Source organism: Pseudomonas sp. 7P_10.2_Bac1 (assembly GCF_025465935.1).
Taxonomy (GTDB): domain Bacteria; phylum Pseudomonadota; class Gammaproteobacteria; order Pseudomonadales; family Pseudomonadaceae; genus Aquipseudomonas.
The window spans coordinates 1-18,628 of record NZ_JANLNV010000086.1; the positions used below are offsets into that span (position 1 = coordinate 1).

Annotated in this window: 12 protein-coding genes; 8 read left to right on the forward strand and 4 right to left on the reverse strand. The window is 58.7% G+C overall.

The genetic code is table 11. The features are described 5' to 3' along the window. Positions 1-197: 197 nt before the first annotated feature. From recC to NTD86_RS20245, 6 genes are all read left to right on the forward strand, one after another. The gene (gene recC / locus NTD86_RS20220; protein ID WP_262204921.1) at positions 198-3,647 is read left to right on the forward strand and encodes an exodeoxyribonuclease V subunit gamma; all 3,450 of its coding nucleotides are present in this window, start codon (positions 198-200) and stop codon (positions 3,645-3,647) included. Beyond that, on the forward strand, positions 3,647-7,336 hold the full coding sequence (recB, locus tag NTD86_RS20225) for an exodeoxyribonuclease V subunit beta (protein WP_262204923.1): 3,690 nt from the start codon (positions 3,647-3,649) through the stop codon (positions 7,334-7,336). Before recC ends, recB begins: the two co-directional genes overlap by 1 nt. Continuing rightward, positions 7,333-9,417 carry an exodeoxyribonuclease V subunit alpha gene (gene recD / locus NTD86_RS20230; protein ID WP_262204925.1) on the forward strand — a complete coding sequence of 695 codons (2,085 nt, stop codon included), beginning with the start codon at positions 7,333-7,335 and terminating at the stop codon, positions 9,415-9,417. The genes recB and recD overlap by 4 nt, the downstream gene beginning before the upstream one ends. Positions 9,418-9,532: 115 nt before the next feature. After that, entirely contained in the window at positions 9,533-10,108 is a 576-nt protein-coding gene (locus NTD86_RS20235; RefSeq protein ID WP_262204928.1) for a YfiR family protein, read from the forward strand. Next, a complete protein-coding gene (locus tag NTD86_RS20240; RefSeq protein WP_262204930.1) occupies positions 10,105-11,376 on the forward strand; it encodes a diguanylate cyclase domain-containing protein in 1,272 nt (423 codons plus the stop codon). The genes NTD86_RS20235 and NTD86_RS20240 overlap by 4 nt, the downstream gene beginning before the upstream one ends. Before the next feature lie 5 nt (positions 11,377-11,381). Beyond that, on the forward strand, positions 11,382-11,888 hold the full coding sequence (locus NTD86_RS20245; protein ID WP_262204932.1) for an OmpA family protein: 507 nt from the start codon (positions 11,382-11,384) through the stop codon (positions 11,886-11,888). Positions 11,889-12,053: 165 nt separating this feature from the next. On the opposite strand, the gene NTD86_RS20250 is transcribed toward NTD86_RS20245, so the two are convergent. Continuing rightward, positions 12,054-13,001: a LysR family transcriptional regulator gene (locus tag NTD86_RS20250; protein WP_262204934.1), complete on the reverse strand. Its 948-nt coding sequence runs from the start codon at positions 12,999-13,001 to the stop codon at positions 12,054-12,056. A gap of 132 nt (positions 13,002-13,133) precedes the next feature. On the opposite strand from NTD86_RS20250, the gene NTD86_RS20255 reads away from it, so the two are divergent. Both NTD86_RS20255 and mmsB read left to right on the forward strand, forming a co-directional pair. Further along, entirely contained in the window at positions 13,134-14,648 is a 1,515-nt protein-coding gene (locus tag NTD86_RS20255) for a CoA-acylating methylmalonate-semialdehyde dehydrogenase (RefSeq protein ID WP_262204936.1), read from the forward strand. Positions 14,649-14,658: 10 nt separating this feature from the next. Next, positions 14,659-15,546, forward strand: coding sequence for a 3-hydroxyisobutyrate dehydrogenase (gene mmsB, locus NTD86_RS20260; protein ID WP_262204938.1), 888 nt, complete (start codon positions 14,659-14,661; stop codon positions 15,544-15,546). A gap of 54 nt (positions 15,547-15,600) precedes the next feature. Here the strand turns inward: mmsB and NTD86_RS20265 are convergent, their stop codons facing one another. The 3 genes from NTD86_RS20265 to NTD86_RS20275 all read right to left on the reverse strand — a co-directional run bounded on the left by NTD86_RS20265 (position 15,601) and on the right by NTD86_RS20275 (position 18,536). Then, the gene (locus tag NTD86_RS20265; RefSeq protein WP_262204940.1) at positions 15,601-15,945 is read right to left on the reverse strand and encodes a cupin domain-containing protein; all 345 of its coding nucleotides are present in this window, start codon (positions 15,943-15,945) and stop codon (positions 15,601-15,603) included. A gap of 164 nt (positions 15,946-16,109) precedes the next feature. Then, on the reverse strand, positions 16,110-17,513 hold the full coding sequence (locus tag NTD86_RS20270) for an amino acid permease (protein ID WP_262204942.1): 1,404 nt from the start codon (positions 17,511-17,513) through the stop codon (positions 16,110-16,112). Positions 17,514-17,654: 141 nt separating this feature from the next. Beyond that, on the reverse strand, positions 17,655-18,536 hold the full coding sequence (locus NTD86_RS20275) for a LysR substrate-binding domain-containing protein (protein ID WP_262204943.1): 882 nt from the start codon (positions 18,534-18,536) through the stop codon (positions 17,655-17,657). Positions 18,537-18,628 lie beyond the last annotated feature (92 nt).

Here is an 18,628-nt window from a genome sequence, read left to right on the forward strand (position 1 = left end):
GTGCTCGAAAAAATCCCCAAGCGCTGGACAACCCTTTCCACCGCCCCCAGGCTCTTGCAGCTTGCAGCTTGCAGCTTGCAGCTTGCAGCTTGCAGCTTGCAGCTTGCAGCTTGCAGCTTGCAGCTTGCAATACGCCAATCCCCCCGAGCAATGTTAAGGTTCGCCTTTGGATTTTGCTTTCTCCTAAGGATGCCGTCATGCCGGTTACTACGTCTCTCAATGCAGGTTTTATGGTGGTTCACGGTAACCGCCTTGATGAGTTACGCAGTCTGGTCGTGAGCTGGATGCGCCTTAATCCATTGGCGCCTCTGGAGAACGAGATTGCTCTGGTGCAGAGCAACGGTATCGCCCAATGGCTAAAGCTGGCATTGGCCGAAGATGCTCAGGATGATGATCTGGGGGGCTGTGGAATTGCTGCAGCCGTGGACGTGCAATTGCCCGGCAGTTTTATGTGGCAGCTCTATCGCATGGTATTGGGCAGCGCAGAAATCCCCGCCAAGTCTCTTCTCGATAAAGCGCCCCTGACGTGGCGTCTGATGCGCTTGCTGCCCTCTCTTATCGATCAACCGCATTTCGAACCGCTGCAGCGTTTTCTAACCCACGACACTGATTTGCGAAAACGCTACCAACTGTCTGAGCGCCTTGCTGATTTGTTTGACCAATATCAGGTTTATCGCGCTGACTGGCTGGAAGACTGGGCCGCAGGCCGCCATCAATTGCGTAATGCCAGGGGAGAAACCCCTGCCTTGAGCGCCGCGAACTGTTGGCAAGCTGAGCTATGGCGAGCGTTACTCCTCGACGTGGGTGAAGAGGGCATGTCTCAGAGTCGCGCTGGGGTTCACCAGCGTTTTATTGAGAAGATAAACAGCCTTGAACAAGCACCGCCCGGCCTTCCTGCCCGGGTGATTGTGTTCGGTATTTCCTCATTGCCGGCTCAGGCGCTGGAGGCTTTGGCAGGGCTCGCCCGCTTCAGCCAAGTGCTTCTTTGCGTGCACAACCCTTGCCGACACCATTGGTCTGACATCGTTGCGGATAAAGACCTGCTACGCCATCAGTACAAACGCCAAGCCCGTAAGGCCGGGATGCCCACAGCACTGGATCTCGACATCCTGCATCAACACGCTCACCCATTGCTCGCAGCGTGGGGTAAACAAGGTCGCGACTATATCAACCTGCTTGATAGCTATGACGACCCCAATAGCTATCGCACGGCTTTTCGTGATGGCCGCATAGACCTGTTCAGCGAGGTCGAGCCACGCAACCTGCTCAATCAACTGCAAGACGATATTCTTGAATTGCGCCCCCTTAACGAAACCCGTGAACTGTGGCCCGCTGTCGATTTAGAAACGGATCACTCCATCCGCTTCCACATTGCCCACAGTGCGCAAAGAGAAGTCGAGATCCTTCACGACCAGTTACTCAAGCGATTCAGCGACAACCCTGACCTACAACCGCGCGATGTGATCGTGATGGTGCCTGACATCGACAGCTACGCACCGCATATCCGTGCCGTGTTCGGACAGATTGAGCGCGATGACCGGCGTTTCATCCCCTACACCCTGGCAGACCAGGGCCAGCGTGGCCGTGACCCGCTGCTGATTGCCATTGAGCACTTGCTCAAATTGCCTGATAGCCGTTTTCCGGTTAGCGAGATACTCGACTTGCTGGATGTTCCCGCCTTGCGTGCCCGTTTCAACGTACAAGAGCGCGATTTGCCGACGTTGCATCGTTGGATTGAGGGCGCCGGCATTCGGTGGGGGCTCAATGCAGAGCAGCGTGCAGGTCTCGGCTTGCCGACTGATTTGGAGCAAAACAGTTGGCGTTTTGGACTGCGTCGTATGTTGCTTGGTTACGCGGTCGGCAGTGGTGAGGCCTGTGATGGTATTGAGCCCTACGATGAGATCGGGGGCCTTGATGCGGTATTGATCGGCCCGCTGGTAGCGCTGCTCGATGCATTGGAAATCGCTCACCAGCAACTGTCACAACCCGCTTTGCCGCAGCAATGGGGCGAGCGCCTGCAAGCGTTGATGCAATTGTTCTTCCTGGCTGAGACCGAGCACGACGACTACCTGCTGGCTCAGCTTGAAGAGTTGCGCGAAACCTGGCTCGAAACCTGTGAATCGGTAGGTCTGCAAGACGAACTGCCGTTAACCGTTGTGCGAGAAGCCTGGTTGGCTGGCCTTGATCAAGGCAAGCTGTCTCAGCGCTTCCTCGCTGGAGCCGTCAACTTCTGCACCCTTATGCCAATGCGTGCGATTCCCTTCAAGCTCGTCTGCCTGCTCGGCATGAATGATGGTGATTATCCGCGCGCGCAGCCACCCCTGGATTTCGATTTGATGGGCAGTGATTACCGTCCTGGTGATCGTTCCCGCCGTGAGGATGACCGTTACTTACTGCTGGAAGCGCTATTGTCTGCCCGTGAGCAGCTCTATATCAGTTGGGTAGGACGCAGTATTCGCGACAACAGCGAGCGCCCGGCCTGCGTCCTGATCGGCCAATTGCGCGATCACCTCGCCAGTGGCTGGCACCTTCAGGACGGCTCAGGCCTGCTTGAGGCCATGACCCAAGAGCATCCGTTACAACCTTTCAGCACGCGCTACTTTCACGAAGGCGACCCGAACCTGTTCAGCTATGCCCGCGAATGGCAGCAACTGCACGAACCACCGGCAGTCTCTGCTCCGTCCGGAACACTGGCAGCCCATGAGCAAGAAGAGCCTTTAAACCTCACCCAGTTGCAGGACTTCTTGCGAAATCCAGTGCGTCACTTCTTCAGTCAGCGTCTGAAGGTTTTCTTTGAGGCTGCCGAAGTGCCGCTGGAAGATGAAGAACCTTTCGTGCTCGACGCGCTGCAGCGCTACACCCTTAGCGACAGCTTGCTAGAAGCGGCACTTGCCCAGCCCGATCACCCAGACCAAGCGCTGGATCAGCGTGCCCGACGGCTACAAGGCAGTGGTTTGTTACCAATGGCTGGTTTTGGTGAGTGCCTGCAACACGATCTGATTGAGCCACTTCCCGACGTCTTGCAGCGCTATCAACAGCTACTGGCTTTGTGGCCAACACCTGTCAACAGCGCATTGCCGATCAGCTTTGAAGGTCACGGGTTGATGCTGGAAGGCTGGCTGAGCAATTTGCATCAGCGTGAGGACAAAAGCCTACTATCCATTACCACCATTCCTAACAGCATTGGGGCAATCAAGACCCGCAAATGGCATCGTCTGACCCGATCGTGGGTCAACCACCTGGTGGCTTGTGCCTGCGGACTGAACATGTCCACAGCCTTGGTCGCCAGTGATGACACCTTGCTGCTCGCCCCGCTGAGTCGAGACCAGGCCAGCGACATTCTGGGTAATTTACTCATGGCATGGAAAGTGGGGATGGGGCGTCCACTGCCGATCGCGGTTAAAACAGCCTTTGCCTGGTTGTCCCAGACCGATCCGGCCAAGGCCGAAGCTGCGGCCCAAAAAGCCTACGAAGGTGACGGGCAGACCAGCAACGGCGAGCGTCGTGAAAGTGCAGCACTGATTCGCCAGTTCCCTGATTACGCCGCATTGATGGCCGAGGGTGAGTTTGAAGATTGGTGTGATGCGCTCTATCGCCCACTCTTTGATGCGCCTTGGCGCTCATTAAACAGCGAGGAGTCCCGCTAATGAGCGAGCAAAAATTACCCTTGGCCTTGGCTTTCCCCCTACGGGGCAGTCAATTAATCGAAGCCAGCGCCGGTACTGGTAAAACCTTCACCATCTCGGCGCTCTACCTGCGTTTGATATTGGGGCATGGCGGCGCTGAGTCTGGCTTCGGTCGTGAGTTATTACCTCCGCAAATTCTGGTCGTGACCTTCACCGATGCGGCCACCAAAGAACTGCGTGATCGCATTCGCACGCGACTTGCTGAAGCTGCGCGGTTTTTCCGGGAAGAAATCGATGTTCCGGATGGGCTGGTTGAACAACTGCGGGATCAATTCCCGACCGAACTGTGGGCCGCCTGCGCGGGTCGCCTCGACATTGCGGCGCAATGGATGGATGAAGCCGCTGTTTCTACGATCCACAGTTGGTGTCAGCGGATGTTACGCGAGCACGCTTTCGACAGTGGCAGCCTGTTCACCCAGACCCTGGAAACCGATCACAGCGATTTGCTCGGCGAAGTACTGCGCGATTACTGGCGACTGTTCTGCTACCCCATGCGGGGCGATGCCCTGAACTGGGTGCGCACTAACTGGAGCGGCCCCGCTGCCTTGTTGCCACGTGTTCGTGCTCTGTTTGGCAGCTCTCGCCCTACAGCAAATGAGGAACAAACACCGGCCGAAATCATCGAGGCCTGCTTGAAAGAGCGTCGCCAAGCGCTGGTGCACCTCAAAGCCCCGTGGTTGAAGTGGTCTGACGAGCTGCGCGATATCTGCCTGCAGGGCGTGGCCGCCAAAGCCGTTGATGGTCGGAAAATGCAAGCGCGCTACTTCGAGCCCTGGTTTGAAAAACTCAGCGCCTGGGCTTGCGACGAGTCTCAAGAACAGCTTGATCTGGGCACCGGTTTCACCCGGCTGACACCTGACGGCCTAGCCGAAGCCTGGAAAGGCGATCCCCCTCAGCATCCTGCGCTGGATGCCATGTTAGGGCTCAAAGCAGCACTTGATGCATTGCCAAGCCCCGATGCTAGCGTTCTGGAACATGCGGCCCGCTGGGTGAGTGCGCGTTTTGAAGCGGAAAAACGCCGTCGTGCCGAAATGGGCTTTGATGACATGCTGCTCAGGCTGGATGCGGCTTTGCAAGCAGAAGGCGGTGAACGTTTGGCGAGCGTGATCCGTGAGCAATTTCCCGTCGCGTTGATCGATGAGTTCCAGGACACCGACCCGGTGCAGTACCGCATCTTTGAAACCATCTACAACATCGAAGGCAATGCCCCTGATACCGGGCTATTCCTGATCGGTGACCCCAAGCAGGCGATCTATGCCTTTAGGGGGGCCGACATCTATACCTACTTGCGCGCCCGCCAGGCCACGCGTGACCGACAACACACCCTGGATACAAACTTTCGCTCCAGTCACGCCATGGTCGAAGCGGTCAATCACATATTTGAACGGGCGGAGCAACGAGACACTGGGCGCGGCGCCTTTTTATTCCGCGACGGTTCTGAAAACCCTGTGCCTTTTACCCCGGTCAAATCCTGGGGGCGCAAAGATACGTTACAGCTGGATGGCCAGCCCATTACGCCCTTAACGTTCTGGCATCTGGCCTCCGAGCAGCCCATATCGGGCGTCGTTTATCGCCAACAACTGGCCGCCGTGTGTGCCGGCCAGATTGTTGAACTACTTAACGGCGGCCAACAAGGGCGCTGTGGATTCGCCAAAGAAGGCCAGCCCTTTAAAGGTTTGTTGCCCGCGGACATTGCCATTCTGGTCCGCGACGGTAAGGAAGCTCAGGCCGTACGGCGAGAATTATCAGCGCGAGGTGTACGCAGCGTTTACCTGTCTGATAAGGACTCGGTCTACGCCGCGCAGGAAGCGCACGACGTATTAGCCTGGCTCAAAGCCTGCGCCGAGCCTGACGTTGAGCGCCCGCTACGCGCCGCATTGGCCTGCATCACGTTGGACTTGCCGCTGCTTGAACTGGAGCGACTGAATCAGGACGAATTGGCCTGGGAGCGGCGCGTCATGCAGTTCCGTGGCTACCGCGAGATCTGGCGCAAACAAGGCGTACTCGCCATGCTGCGTCGCCTGCTGCATGACTTTGAATTACCTCAAGCCTTGATCGCCCGCCCAGATGGTGAGCGCGTACTGACCAACCTGCTGCATCTCTCTGAACTGCTGCAACAAGCGGCCGCGGAACTGGATGGCGAGCAAGCTTTGATCCGGCATCTGGCCGAACACCTGGCGCTGTCCGGGCAGGCGGGTGAAGAACAAATCCTGCGTCTGGAAAGCGATGAGCAATTGGTCAAGGTGGTGACCATCCATAAGTCCAAGGGCCTACAGTACCCCTTGGTATTCCTGCCATTTATCTGTTCGACCAAGCCCGTGGATGGGAGCCGTTTGCCGCTCCATTACCACGATGCGCAGGGCAATGCCCACGTGAGCCTGAAACCGACGCCCGAGCTGATCACTCAGGCCGATGACGAGCGTTTGGCCGAAGACTTGCGTTTGCTCTACGTGGCCCTGACACGTGCCGAGTATGCCTGCTGGCTCGGAGTTGCCGACCTCAAGCGTGGCAACAACAACCGTTCGGTCTTGCACTCTTCTGCCCTGGGCTATTTGCTGGGCGGCGGAGCGCCGTTGGCTGAGTCTGCCGCCTTGGAGCGCTGGCTGACAGACGTGCAGCAAGATTGTCCGGCCATTCAACACGGTCCCATGCCGCTCGTCAGCGAGGCGCATTTTTACCCACCACTGAATCTGGCCACGCTGCTCGAACCCTTGATCCCGACACGTCGTGCAGCGGAAAACTGGTGGATTGCTTCCTACAGCGCCTTGCGCATTGGTGACAGCCTCAGCTCTGCCGAAGCGCCTGAAAGCGCTTTGGCGCAAAAGCTCTCGGACGATGAGCGGTTGGATCCGGAAGCCCCGCGTGACGTGTTGCTCAGTGGCGGAGATATCCACCGATTCCCCCGCGGGCCGAATCCCGGGACCTTCCTGCACGGTTTGCTGGAGTGGTCGGGCGGCGAGGGTTTCAACGCCGATGCCGAAGCAGTCAAAGACGCTGTGGCGCGGCGCTGTAACCGACGCGGCTGGCAAGGCTGGATCGACACGTTGAGTGACTGGTTGCAGCATCTGCAACATGCACCGCTGCGTCTGAATAATGGCCAGCCTGCCGTGGTATTGAGTGAACTTGTCCAGTATCAAATTGAAATGGAGTTCTGGTTCGCCAGCCATAAGGTCGATGTCTTGCAACTGGACCAGCTCGTGCGCCAGCACACCCATGGCGGCGCGGCGCGTGCTGCTGCCGAACCGAGCCTGCTCAATGGCATGTTCAAAGGCTTTATCGACCTGACGTTCGAGCACGATGGGCGCTACTACGTGGCGGATTACAAATCCAATTGGCTGGGGGCCGACGATTCGGCCTACACCGAACAGGCAATGAACACCTCGATCCTGGATAACCGCTACGACCTGCAATACGTGCTGTACCTGCTGGCCCTGCACCGTCAACTCAAGGCCCGTCTGGCGGATTACGACTACGACCGGCACATGGGCGGTGCGTTGTATCTGTTCTTGCGTGGCACGCGCGCGCAAAGCCAAGGGGTGTTCTTCACCCGGCCACCCAGAGTATTGATCGAAAGCCTGGACCTGATGTTCCAGGGCAAACCTCAGCCCAGACCCGTTGAGCCGGCGTGGGAACAGGGAGTCTTGTTATGAGTCGTTCGTTTGCCGAACTGTTGCCCACGCCATTGACGGCTGAAAGCCTGACGCAGCTCCAGCCCCTGAGCCGCGCAGCCGATTTGTTGCTGTTGCTCGAGCGCTGGGTCGAGCGCGGCTGGCTGCGCGCCCTGGATAAAGCCTTCGTTGCGTTTGTGCATGAGCGCGACCCTCACGGTGATCCGTTGGTGCTGCTGGCGGCGGCCTTGACCAGCCATCAGTTGGGCCATGGTCACGTGTGCCTGGACCTCTTTGAAACCCTGAAACAGCCCGACTTTGCGCTGTCCTTGCCCCCTGAAGGCGATGTGCAGACCGGCGCCATGCTGCTGCCCTCGCAACTGCTCGAGGCCCTGGATGGCGACACTTGGTGCAAGGCCCTGCAAGACAGCCCCTTGGTGGAACAGGCGGGTGACTTATCCACAGAGGCGTCGAGCCGACCTTTGGTGCTCAGCGAGCGGCGCCTGTACCTACGCCGCTATTGGGCCTATGAACGCCGAATCGACAGCGCATTGCGCCAACGTCTTGCAGCCTCTGAGCCTGCACCCGATGATTTGCCGGCGCGCCTAAATGGACTTTTCGGCGCTCCGAAAGCCGGTGCGCCGATTGACTGGCAAAAACTGGCCTGCGCTTTGGCCACTCGTGGTGCTTTCAGCATCGTGACGGGCGGGCCGGGGACCGGCAAAACCACCACCGTGGTGCGTTTGCTGGCGCTGCTCCAAGCACCGGCGGTGGAAGCGGGCGCGCCCTTGCGGATTCGCCTGGCTGCGCCAACTGGCAAAGCTGCCGCGCGCTTGACCGAGTCCATCAGCCAGCAAGTCAAATCGCTGGAAGTGGACGACAAGGTTCGGCAAAAAATCCCCAGTGATGTCACTACCGTTCACCGCTTGCTGGGCAGCCGCCCCGGCACGCGGCATTTTCGGCACCATGCGGGCAATCGCCTGCCGCTCGACGTCTTGGTCGTCGACGAAGCCTCGATGATCGACCTTGAAATGATGGCCAACCTGTTGGACGCCTTACCCGGGCATGCGCGGCTGGTGTTGCTGGGGGACAAAGACCAATTGGCATCGGTAGAAGCGGGCGCGGTCTTGGGTGACTTATGCCGCGATGCTGAAGCGGGCTGGTACAGCCCGCGCACCCGCGAATGGCTGGAACACGTCAGCGGTGAAAATCTGGCTGCCAGTGGTTTGCAACAAGACCTGGACGGCTCCCATCCATTGGCCCAGCAAGTCGTGATGTTGCGCCATTCACGGCGCTTTGGCGAAGGCAGCGGCATCGGCCAACTGTCGCGGTTGGTCAACCAGCAATTGCCGCAAGACGCCCGGGCGTTGTTGGCTGCCGGCACTCACACCGACCTCTTCAGCTTGCCGCTCAAGGGGGAGCAAGACCGTGCCTTTGAGCGTCTGGCGCTGGAGGGCCGAGGGGACGAGGCCAAAGGCTATCGGCATTATCTTGAAGTCCTGCGCACTCAGCGCCCGGCTGCAGTGGCGGGGTTGCAAGACCCTGGCTGGATTGTGTGGGCGAGCAAAGTGCTGCAAGCGTTTGAGGCGTTCCAGGTGTTGTGCGCTGTACGCAAGGGGCCTTGGGGTGTCGAAGGCTTGAACGAACGAATCACGCGCGCTTTGTTCGCGCGCAAGCTGATTGACAGCGACCAGCATTGGTACGAGGGGCGGCCAGTCTTAATGACCCGTAACGATTACGGGCTGGGGCTGATGAACGGCGACATCGGTATCGCTCTCAAACTGCCCGAGCAAGACGGCCAGACCCAGCGTCACGTCTTGCGCGTAGCCTTTGCTCGCAACGACGGGCAGGGCGGCATCCGCTTTGTGCTGCCAAGCCGTCTGAATGATGTGGAAACGGTTTACGCCATGACCGTACACAAATCCCAAGGCTCGGAGTTTTCGCACACCGCGTTGGTACTGCCGGAAGCGCTCAACCCCGTACTGACCAAAGAGCTGATCTACACCGGGATCACTCGCGCCAAGCACTGGTTCAGCCTGGTTGAACCCCGCGCAGGAGTCTTTGAGGAGGCTGTGCAGCGCAAGGTCAAACGTCTGAGTGGCTTGATGTTGGGCTTGGGGTGAGCGGTCTGAAAAGGGATGATCTGACCCGACAATAAGGTGACCGGTATCACAGCCCGGACACGGGCTGTGGTATCTTTTCGGCATTATTCCTACAACGAATACAGAGATTTCCTGCATGGATGTGGCTGTCTCATCGACGGAGCAGCGCTTCAGAAGGCGGCTGCGACGCCTTTCTCTTTGCCTGTTACTGTTGAGCACTTCCTGCCTGGCCCAATCTGAAACTCCCATTAATCTGGCAGATCAGCGCGCCAAGGCCGTGACTCAAGTCGTCCTTGGCATTCTCAGCTATGCACGCTGGCCTAGCGAACCTGCACAGCTGCAACTGTGTGTGATCGGCCCTACTGAATACACCGATGACCTACTCAAGGGTGCGACTCAACCCAGTGGCAGGCCGGTGCATGTCTCTCGCTTATTGGTGAATAATCCGACCATTGCCACGGCGTGTAACGCCGTCTATCTGGGCAAATTAAGTATCCAAGAGCGCACTTACCTGTTCGACGCCCTAGCGGGGCAAGCCGTACTGAGCATCAGTGAGGAGGTCAGCCAGTGCACGGTCGGCAGTCTTTTTTGCCTGAACGTGCGCGATGACCAGGTGGCGTTTGAGGTGAACCTCGATTCTGTTGCCCGCAGTGGTGTGCGTATACATCCCAGCGTGTTGCAGCTTTCACGCCGTCGGGTAGCAAATCCATGAACCAGACAAAACGGTCTCGAAATCGTCGCAGACTGCGTTCGGTGCTGCGCCGCGGGCACCTGAGCGTGGCATTGGTGGCGGTGGTGCTGGCCAGTGTTTCACTGACCCTTCTGGGGATTCTCGCGCTCAAGGTGTACGCCGATCACAACCTGCATTTGATTGCGCGGGCCATCAACTACACGGTCGAGGCCGCGGTGGTGTTCGACGACAAAAGTGCAGCCTCCGAAGCATTGGCCATGATCGCGTCCACAGAAGCGGTAGACGAAGCCAGAATCTATACCGTCGACGGTGAATTGCTGGCGCAATGGCGCCGCCCGGAAAGCGGCTTTTTATCGCGTGTTGAAATGTTGCTGGCCAACAGTTTGCTCGAGCAGCCGATTACTGTGCCGATTGAGCATCAGGGCAAGCAGGTTGGCTCTGTCATCGTCAGCGGGCACGGCGCCAATCTGTTGCGCTTTTTGCTCAGCGGACTGTTTGGTGTGATCGTCTGTACCGCGCTCAGTGCCTGGAGTGCGCTGTATTTGTCGCGGCGTATGCTCAATGGCATTACCGGACCCTTGCACCAACTGGCCGAGGTGGCTCACGCCGCACGCAGTGAGCGGGCATTCGATCGTCGGGTGCCGTCTGCACACATTGCGGAAATGGACAACCTGGGCAATGACTTCAATGCCTTGCTGGACGAGTTGGAATCTTGGCAAAGCCACCTGAAAATCGAAAACCAGGCGCTGGCGCATCAGGCCAGCCATGACTCGCTCACCAACTTGCCCAATCGTGCCTACTTTGCCGCACGGCTGGCGCGAACATTACGCATCAAGAGCCAGCACGGCGATAAAGTCGCGGTGCTGTTTCTGGACAGCGATCGCTTCAAAGACATCAATGACACCTACGGGCATGCGGCAGGTGATGCTGTATTGGTAGCGGTGGCGGCCCGGGTGCGTGCCCTGGTCCGCGAGGGTGACGTGGTTGCACGTTTCGGCGGCGACGAATTCGCGATCCTCCTGGCCCCGCTGCATAGCGTTGAAGACGCCCAGCGAGTGGCCGATAAAGTCATCGCCAGCATGCAGGAACCTATCGAATTGCCAGGCCAGCTCAGTGTAGTGACCTCACTCAGCATCGGCATCGCCGTTTATCCCGAACACGGTACAACCCCGGACTTGCTGCTATGCGCAGCCGATGCGGCGATGTACCAGTCCAAACGCCTCGCCCGAGGCGGACACCATGTTGCCGAGTCGCAGAGCTCGACAACTTCGCTATCACCAGGAGCTTGACCCCCATGGATACAGTGACTCGTCGCTTTCAACAGTTGTTCGGCGTTGTCTGGTTACTCGCAGCGTTGGCATTGGCCGGTTGTCAGACTGGCGCCCCGCAAAAAGGACTGACGGCCGCGCAGATTGCCGTGTTGAAAGAGCAAGGCTTCCAGCTGACCGACGAAGGCTGGGCGTTCGACTTGTCGGGCAAAGTGCTGTTCGGCAGTGATCTGGACGCGCTCAACGCGCAAAGCCAGCAAGTTGTTGAACGCATTGGCCGCGCCTTGCTCGCCGCCGACATCCCGCGGGTGCGGGTAGATGGCCACACCGACTCATCGGGCCAGGAGTCCTACAACGAGCAACTGTCCGTGCGCCGCGCCAACAGCGTGGTCAAGGCGCTGCTCAACGTTGGCATGCGCCCTGAAAATATCCAGATTCGCGGGCTGGGCAGCAGCGCACCCGTGGCCTCCAACAAAACCCGCGCCGGCCGTACCGAAAACCGCCGCGTCTCGATCATCGTCATTGCCGACTAGTCCCCCTTTGGAACACCCGTCTACGCCAGCCGCGCTGTCACGCAGCAAAAAGGCCAGCAATAATCCACAGCATCCCCAATCGGTTCCCTCTCCTTCGGGAGAGGGCTAGGGTGAGGGGCTTTTAGATCAAGACCAGTCAAGATCAGAAGATAGAGCGGTAAATCTTCAGTCTGCAAACCTCAGCGCCCGCGTCTCCCCAAGTAGCAGCGGCGCATTCAGCTCCGTCACCTCGCGGATGTAATCCCACAGCAACGTAATCCGTTTCAGCTTCCTCAAATCCTCACGGCAGTACATCCAGAACTGCCGCGTCAGGTTGATTTCATCGGGCAGCACCGGCAATAAACGCGGGTCTTGGGCGGCCAGAAAGCACGGCAAAATCGCCAGCGAGCGGCCTTGTTGGGCCGCGATGTACTGGGCAATCACGCTGGTACTGCGCAAGTTGGCGCTGGCGCCGGGCAATACGTTGGCCAGGTACAGCAGTTCGGAACTGAACGCCAGATCGTCGACATAACTGATAAACGGATGCTCGGCCAGATCTGATGCCCGGCGAATGGGCGGGTGTTGGTCCAGGTAGTCTTGGGTCGCGTAGAGCTGCAAACGGTAGTCGCACAGTTTGCAGCACACGTAAGGCCCGTGTTCCGGGCGCTCCAGGGCGATGACGATATCCGCTTCGCGCTTGGACAGGCTGATGAAGTGCGGCAGCGGCAGGATGTCCACCGAGATGGCCGGGTAGGTGTCGACAAAATGGCTCAACTGCGGGGTGATGAAAAAGCTCCCGAACCCTTCGGTGCAGCCCATGCGCACATGTCCCGACAACGCCACGCCAGAGCCTGAAACCTGCTCGCAGGCCATGTGCAGCGTGCTTTCAATGGATTCGGCATAGCCCAGCAAACGCTGACCTTCGCTGGTCAGCGTAAAGCCGTTGGTGCGCGATTTTTCGAACAGCAGGGTGCCGAGCCCGGCTTCCAGTGAGCTGATGCGGCGGGAGACTGTTGTGTAGTCCACAGCCAGGCGTTTGGCCGCGCTGCTGGCCTTGCGGGTTCGGGCCACCTCAAGAAAAAACTTCAGGTCGTCCCAGTTCAAAGCGCTCAGCGATGTGATGTTTTTTTGCATGTTTGACCGGCTTTTATGTGCGTTCTTATTAGAAGAACGCACACCTATACTCCAAAAACAGTCCTGCGACCAATCTGGACGTCCGCCCATGTCGTCGTTGACGGGCTAATAAAAATAAATTCGGAGACTTCCATGAACGTTTCTAGCACCCCGTACCAAAATGCCCGTCTGCTGATTGATGGCGAGTGGGTCGAGTCGCAGACCACAGAGTGGCACGACATTGTTAACCCCGCCACCCAGCAAGTGCTGGCCAAAGTCCCTTTTGCCACCCCCGATGAAGTCAACGCCGCCATTGCTGCCGCGCAACGGGCTTTCCATACCTGGAAGCTCACTCCTATTGGTGCGCGGATGCGCATCATGCTCAAGCTGCAGGCGCTGATCCGCGAACACTCCAAGCGCATCGCGACCGTTCTCAGTGCTGAACAAGGCAAAACCATCGCCGACGCCGAGGGCGATATTTTCCGTGGTCTGGAGGTGGTCGAGCACGCGTGCTCCATCGGCACCTTACAAATGGGCGAATTCGCTGAAAATGTGGCGGGTGGCGTCGATACCTACACTCTGCGCCAACCCATCGGCGTGTGTGCGGGCATTACCCCCTTCAACTTCCCGGCCATGATCCCGCTGTGGATGTTCCCGATGGCCATTGCCTGCGGTAACACCTTTGTTCTCAAACCTTCCGAACAAGACCCGCTGTCGACCCTGATGCTGGTCGAGCTGGCGCTGGAAGCGGGTGTGCCACCGGGTGTGCTTAACGTGGTGCACGGCGGCAAAGAGGTGGTGGACGCACTCTGCACCCACTCCGATATCAAAGCCGTGTCGTTTGTCGGCTCAACTGCCGTCGGCACTCACGTCTATGACTTGGCGGGTAAGCACGGCAAGCGCGTGCAGTCGATGATGGGCGCGAAGAACCACGCAGTAGTACTGCCTGACGCCAACCGTCAACAAACCCTCAATGCGCTGGTCGGTGCCGGTTTTGGTGCGGCCGGTCAACGCTGTATGGCCACCTCGGTGGTGGTGCTGGTGGGCGCGGCCAAGCAATGGCTGCCGGACCTCAAGGCGCTGGCGCAAAAACTCAAGGTCAACGCGGGCAGTGAGCCGGGTACGGATGTCGGCCCGGTGATTTCCAAGCGTGCGAAAGAGCGCATCCTTGGGCTGATTGAAAGCGGGGTCAAAGAAGGCGCGGTGCTGGAACTCGATGGCCGCAACATTAAAGTCCCCGGTTTTGAAGACGGCAACTTTGTGGGCCCGACCCTGTTCTCGGGTGTCACCACTGATATGCAGATCTACACCCAGGAAATCTTCGGCCCGGTATTGGTGGTACTTGAGGTCGATACCCTTGATCAGGCCATCGCCCTGGTCAATGCCAACCCGTTCGGCAACGGCACCGGCCTGTTTACCCAAAGTGGCGCGGCGGCGCGCAAGTTCCAGAGTGAAATCGATGTGGGCCAGGTCGGGATCAACATCCCGATCCCGGTGCCGGTGCCGATCTTCAGCTTCACTGGCTCGCGTGGCTCCAAGCTTGGCGATCTGGGGCCGTACGGCAAGCAAGTCGTGCAGTTCTATACTCAGACCAAGACAGTTACCAGCCGCTGGTTCGACGATGACAGCGTGAATGATGGCGTTAACACCACCATCAACCTGCGTTGAGGAGACGACCATGAACATTGCATTTATTGGCTTGGGCAACATGGGTGCGCCCATGGCGCGCAATCTGCTCAAGGCCGGGCATTCGTTGAACCTGTTTGACCTCAACAAAGACATCCTGGCTGAACTGGCCGAGCAGGGCGGGCATATCAGTGCGTCGCCGCGTGAAGCTGCACAAGGCGTTGAGTTGGTTATCACCATGCTGCCAGCAGCGGCCCATGTGCGCAGCGTGTGGCTGGGTGAAGACGGCGTGCTGGCCGGTATCGCCGAAGGCGTGCCCGCCGTGGATTGCAGCACCATCGACCCGCAGACCGTGCGAGACGTTGCGGCGGCAGCGGCCAAGCAAGGTGTGCACATGGCCGATGCCCCGGTATCCGGCGGCACCGGCGGTGCGCAAGCGGGCACCCTGACCTTCATGGTCGGCGCCAATAAGGCGTTGTTCGATACCCTGCATCCCGTGCTGTCGCAGATGGGCCGCAACATCGTCCATTGCGGGGAGGTCGGCACGGGCCAAGTGGCCAAAATCTGCAACAACCTGGTACTCGGGATCTCGATGGTCGGTGTCAGTGAAGCCATGGCCTTGGGCGCGGCGTTGGGCATCGACAGCCAGGTACTGGCCGGGGTGATCAACAGCTCAACCGGGCGCTGCTGGAGTTCGGAGGTGTATAACCCGTGGCCGGGCATTGTCGATACGGCCCCGGCTTCACGCGGCTACACCGGTGGTTTTGGCGCCGAGCTGATGCTCAAGGATCTGGGGCTGGCCACTGAAGCTGCGCGACAGGCCCGCCAGCCAGTGGTGCTGGGCGCCGTGGCGCAACAGTTGTATCAGGCCATGAGCTTGCGTGGGGAAGGCGGCAAGGACTTTTCCGCGATCATCAACAGCTATCGCAAACCCGAATAGGGTTTTACCGGGAATCCGCGTCGGGCGGATTCCCGGGTTTTTGTCCGGTCGTGCTCAGGCAAAAACGAAATACTTACGCACGGTTTCAACCACTTCCCACGTGCCTTTCATCCCTGGTTCCACGATAAAGATGTCACCGGCCCGCAGATGGATCGGTTCTTTGCCCTCCGGGGTGATAATGCAATAGCCCTCACGAAAATCGCAGTATTCCCACTTCACATACTCCACGTACCACTTGCCGGGCGTGCAAATCCACGTGCCCATGATTTTGCTGCCGTCCTCGCTGGTGTAGGCGTTGAGGTTGACGGTATGCGGGTCGCCTTCGAGCCTTTCCCATCTGCAGGCATCGAGCACGGGCAGGGGGTGTGTGTCGCGAAGAACAGTAATTGGCGCAGACATAAAAACTCCATTGAGGGTGATAGGCACGCACCTCACCCTAACGGGCACTGCACGGCGGCAGTTGCCTGGTTCCGACACCCAGCGGCCCGAATACGCACCCCCTGATACGCAAAAGCCCCGGCACTTTAGGGCAAGTGCCGGGGCTTTTCGGTCACGTGTAACCGCTAGCGACGGTTAGGCAATGCTTTGCCGGTGAGCAAGCGCAACAAGTAGAACACGTAAATAATCAGCAACCACACGGGAATGGCGTACACCGAAGCGCGAACGTCGGGGATCATCCAGATTACGCTAACGATCACCACCATAAATGCCAGACACAGCATGTTGCTGAACGGCGACCAGAATGCTTTGAACTCAGGCTCTACACCCTGCCTGGCCATCGCTCTGCGGAACTTGATATGGGTGAGGCTGATCAGCGCCCAGTTGATCATCAGCGAGGCAACTACCAGCGCGAACAACAGTTCCAGCGCTTTGTGCGGCGCCACGTAGTTGACCACCACGCACAACAGCGTCACCAGCGCCGAAACGCCCAGTGCCCGCAGCGGCACACCATTCTTGGTCAGCTTCAACAGCGCCTTGGGCGCATCGCCTTGTTCGGCCAGGCCGAACAGCATCCGGCTGTTGCAGTACACACCGCTGTTGTACACCGACAGCGCGGCGGTCAGTACCACGAAGTTAAGGATTTGCGCGGCAGTGTTGCTGCCGATCAAGGCAAAAATCTGTACAAAAGGGCTGCTGCCATAGGCGTCGCCACCGGCTCCCAGTGTCACCAGCAACTGGTCCCACGGGTACAGCGCCAACAGAACTGTCAACGCGCCCACGTAGAAGATCAGAATCCTGTAGACCACCTGGTTGATGGCTTTGGGAATGACCTTTTTCGGTTCGCTGGCCTCAGCCGCGGTGATGCCCACCAGTTCCAGGCCACCGAAGGAGAACATGATAAAGGCCATGGCCATCAGCAGGCCCATGCCTCCATTGGGGAAGAATCCGCCGTGGCTCCACAGGTTGCTGATTGACGCTTGCGGGCCGCCGGCGCCGCTAAACAGCAGGTAGCAACCGAGCACAATCATGCCGACAATCGCCACCACCTTGATGATTGCGAACCAGAACTCCATCTCGCCGAAAACTTTGACGTTGAGTGTGTTGATCAGGTTAACCAGCACAAAGAACACGACGGCGCTGACCCAGGTCGGCACCTCAGGCCACCAGAACTGGATGTATTTGCCGACGGCTGTCAGTTCGGCCATGCCTACCAGTACGTACAGCACCCAGTAGTTCCAGCCCGCCAAAAAGCCCGCGTAGCCGCCCCAGTATTTGTGGGCGAAGTGGCTGAAGGAGCCTGCCACCGGTTCTTCAACGATCATTTCGCCCAGTTGGCGCATGATCAGAAAAGCGATGAAGCCAGCAATTGCATAGCCGAGAATCATCGATGGCCCAGCAGACTTGAGCACGCCTGCCGAGCCGAGGAACAGTCCCGTACCGATCGCGCCGCCCAAGGCAATTAGCTGGATGTGGCGATTTTTCAAACCGCGTTTGAGTGTGACCGGAGGGGAGTTAGCGTCAGCCATCGGTTGCCCTGTAGGTTATTTTTTTCAGTGTGTAATGAAGCCACCCAGATGCCTTGGGTGTCAGGAAGGCGGGAATATTACTCTTGGTAAAAATTCAGGCATACCGCCGAAGGCAACTCTGAGAGATTTCTTACAGTTTTATTAACCCGATAACGCCTCAAACAACGCTCGGGCATAAACCGGCAAGTGCTCAAACGAGCGGGCGCACAGTAACAGCTTTCGCGCCGCCCACGGCTCGTTCAGCGCCAGCACCTTGAACGTGGGTGGCGCTTGCCAGCGCTCGATCGTAGCCTTGGGCACAATGCCCAGCCCGGCCCCGCGGGCCACCATGCGCACCACGCCATCAAAGCCTTCGGCGCGAATTCGTACCTGCATGCGCGTGCCGTTGTGCAGCGCTTTTTCTTCCAGATACACCGCCAAGGCGCTGTTGGCCGACAGCCCGACAAAGTCGTGGCCCAACGTGTCAGCGAAGGTCAGTGCCGGATGTTGAGCCAGCGGATGATCCTGTGGGATCACCAGTACCAGCGGATCGTCGCGAAAAGGCCGGGTGTACAGGTCGTGGGTATCGACCGCGTTGGAAACTACACCGATATCGGCGGCGTTCTGGCGCAAGGCGTGGGTGATGCGCAGGCTGGTGAGCTCTTGCAGGTCAACGCTGATCGCCGGGTGCCGGTGTAAAAAATCAGCCAGTAACTCCGGCAAATACTCCGTGAGGGCGGCGGTGTTGCACAGCAGGCGCACCTGGCCTTTAAACCCCTGGGCGTATTCGGCCATGTCGTGATGCACACGCTCGACCTGTTGCAGTAACAATCGGGCATGTTGCGCCAGCGCTTGCCCGGCCGGCGTCGGGCTGACACCCCGGCGGCTACGCTGCAGGCACTCGACCCCCAGGGATGCTTCCATCGCACGAATACGCGCACTGGCGGCGGCCAGCGACAAATGGCTGAGGCTGGCGCCCGCGGTGATATTGCCCGCCTGTACCACATTCAAGTACAGGCGCAGATCAATCAGGTCGAAATGCATGATTAGCGTTATCTCAGATCATCTGTAGGAGCGAGCTTGCCTCGCGATCTCTTTTAAAGATCAAAAGATCGCGAGGGCCGGCGCGCCCCAAA

Bases quoted from the DNA above. Each gene is read 5' to 3' on its own strand.
- recD (WP_262204925.1), top strand. From the start codon at position 7,333: ATGAGTCGTTCGTTTGCCGAACTGTTGCCCACGCCATTGACGGCTGAA.
- NTD86_RS20270 (WP_262204942.1), bottom strand. From the start codon at position 17,513: ATGGCTGACGCTAACTCCCCTCCGGTCACACTCAAACGCGGTTTGAAA.
- NTD86_RS20265 (WP_262204940.1), bottom strand. From the start codon at position 15,945: ATGTCTGCGCCAATTACTGTTCTTCGCGACACACACCCCCTGCCCGTG.
- mmsB (WP_262204938.1), top strand. From the start codon at position 14,659: ATGAACATTGCATTTATTGGCTTGGGCAACATGGGTGCGCCCATGGCG.
- NTD86_RS20245 (WP_262204932.1), top strand. From the start codon at position 11,382: ATGGATACAGTGACTCGTCGCTTTCAACAGTTGTTCGGCGTTGTCTGG.
- NTD86_RS20255 (WP_262204936.1), top strand. From the start codon at position 13,134: ATGAACGTTTCTAGCACCCCGTACCAAAATGCCCGTCTGCTGATTGAT.
- recB (WP_262204923.1), top strand. From the start codon at position 3,647: ATGAGCGAGCAAAAATTACCCTTGGCCTTGGCTTTCCCCCTACGGGGC.
- NTD86_RS20250 (WP_262204934.1), bottom strand. From the start codon at position 13,001: ATGCAAAAAAACATCACATCGCTGAGCGCTTTGAACTGGGACGACCTG.
- recC (WP_262204921.1), top strand. From the start codon at position 198: ATGCCGGTTACTACGTCTCTCAATGCAGGTTTTATGGTGGTTCACGGT.
- NTD86_RS20275 (WP_262204943.1), bottom strand. From the start codon at position 18,536: ATGCATTTCGACCTGATTGATCTGCGCCTGTACTTGAATGTGGTACAG.
- NTD86_RS20235 (WP_262204928.1), top strand. From the start codon at position 9,533: ATGGATGTGGCTGTCTCATCGACGGAGCAGCGCTTCAGAAGGCGGCTG.
- NTD86_RS20240 (WP_262204930.1), top strand. From the start codon at position 10,105: ATGAACCAGACAAAACGGTCTCGAAATCGTCGCAGACTGCGTTCGGTG.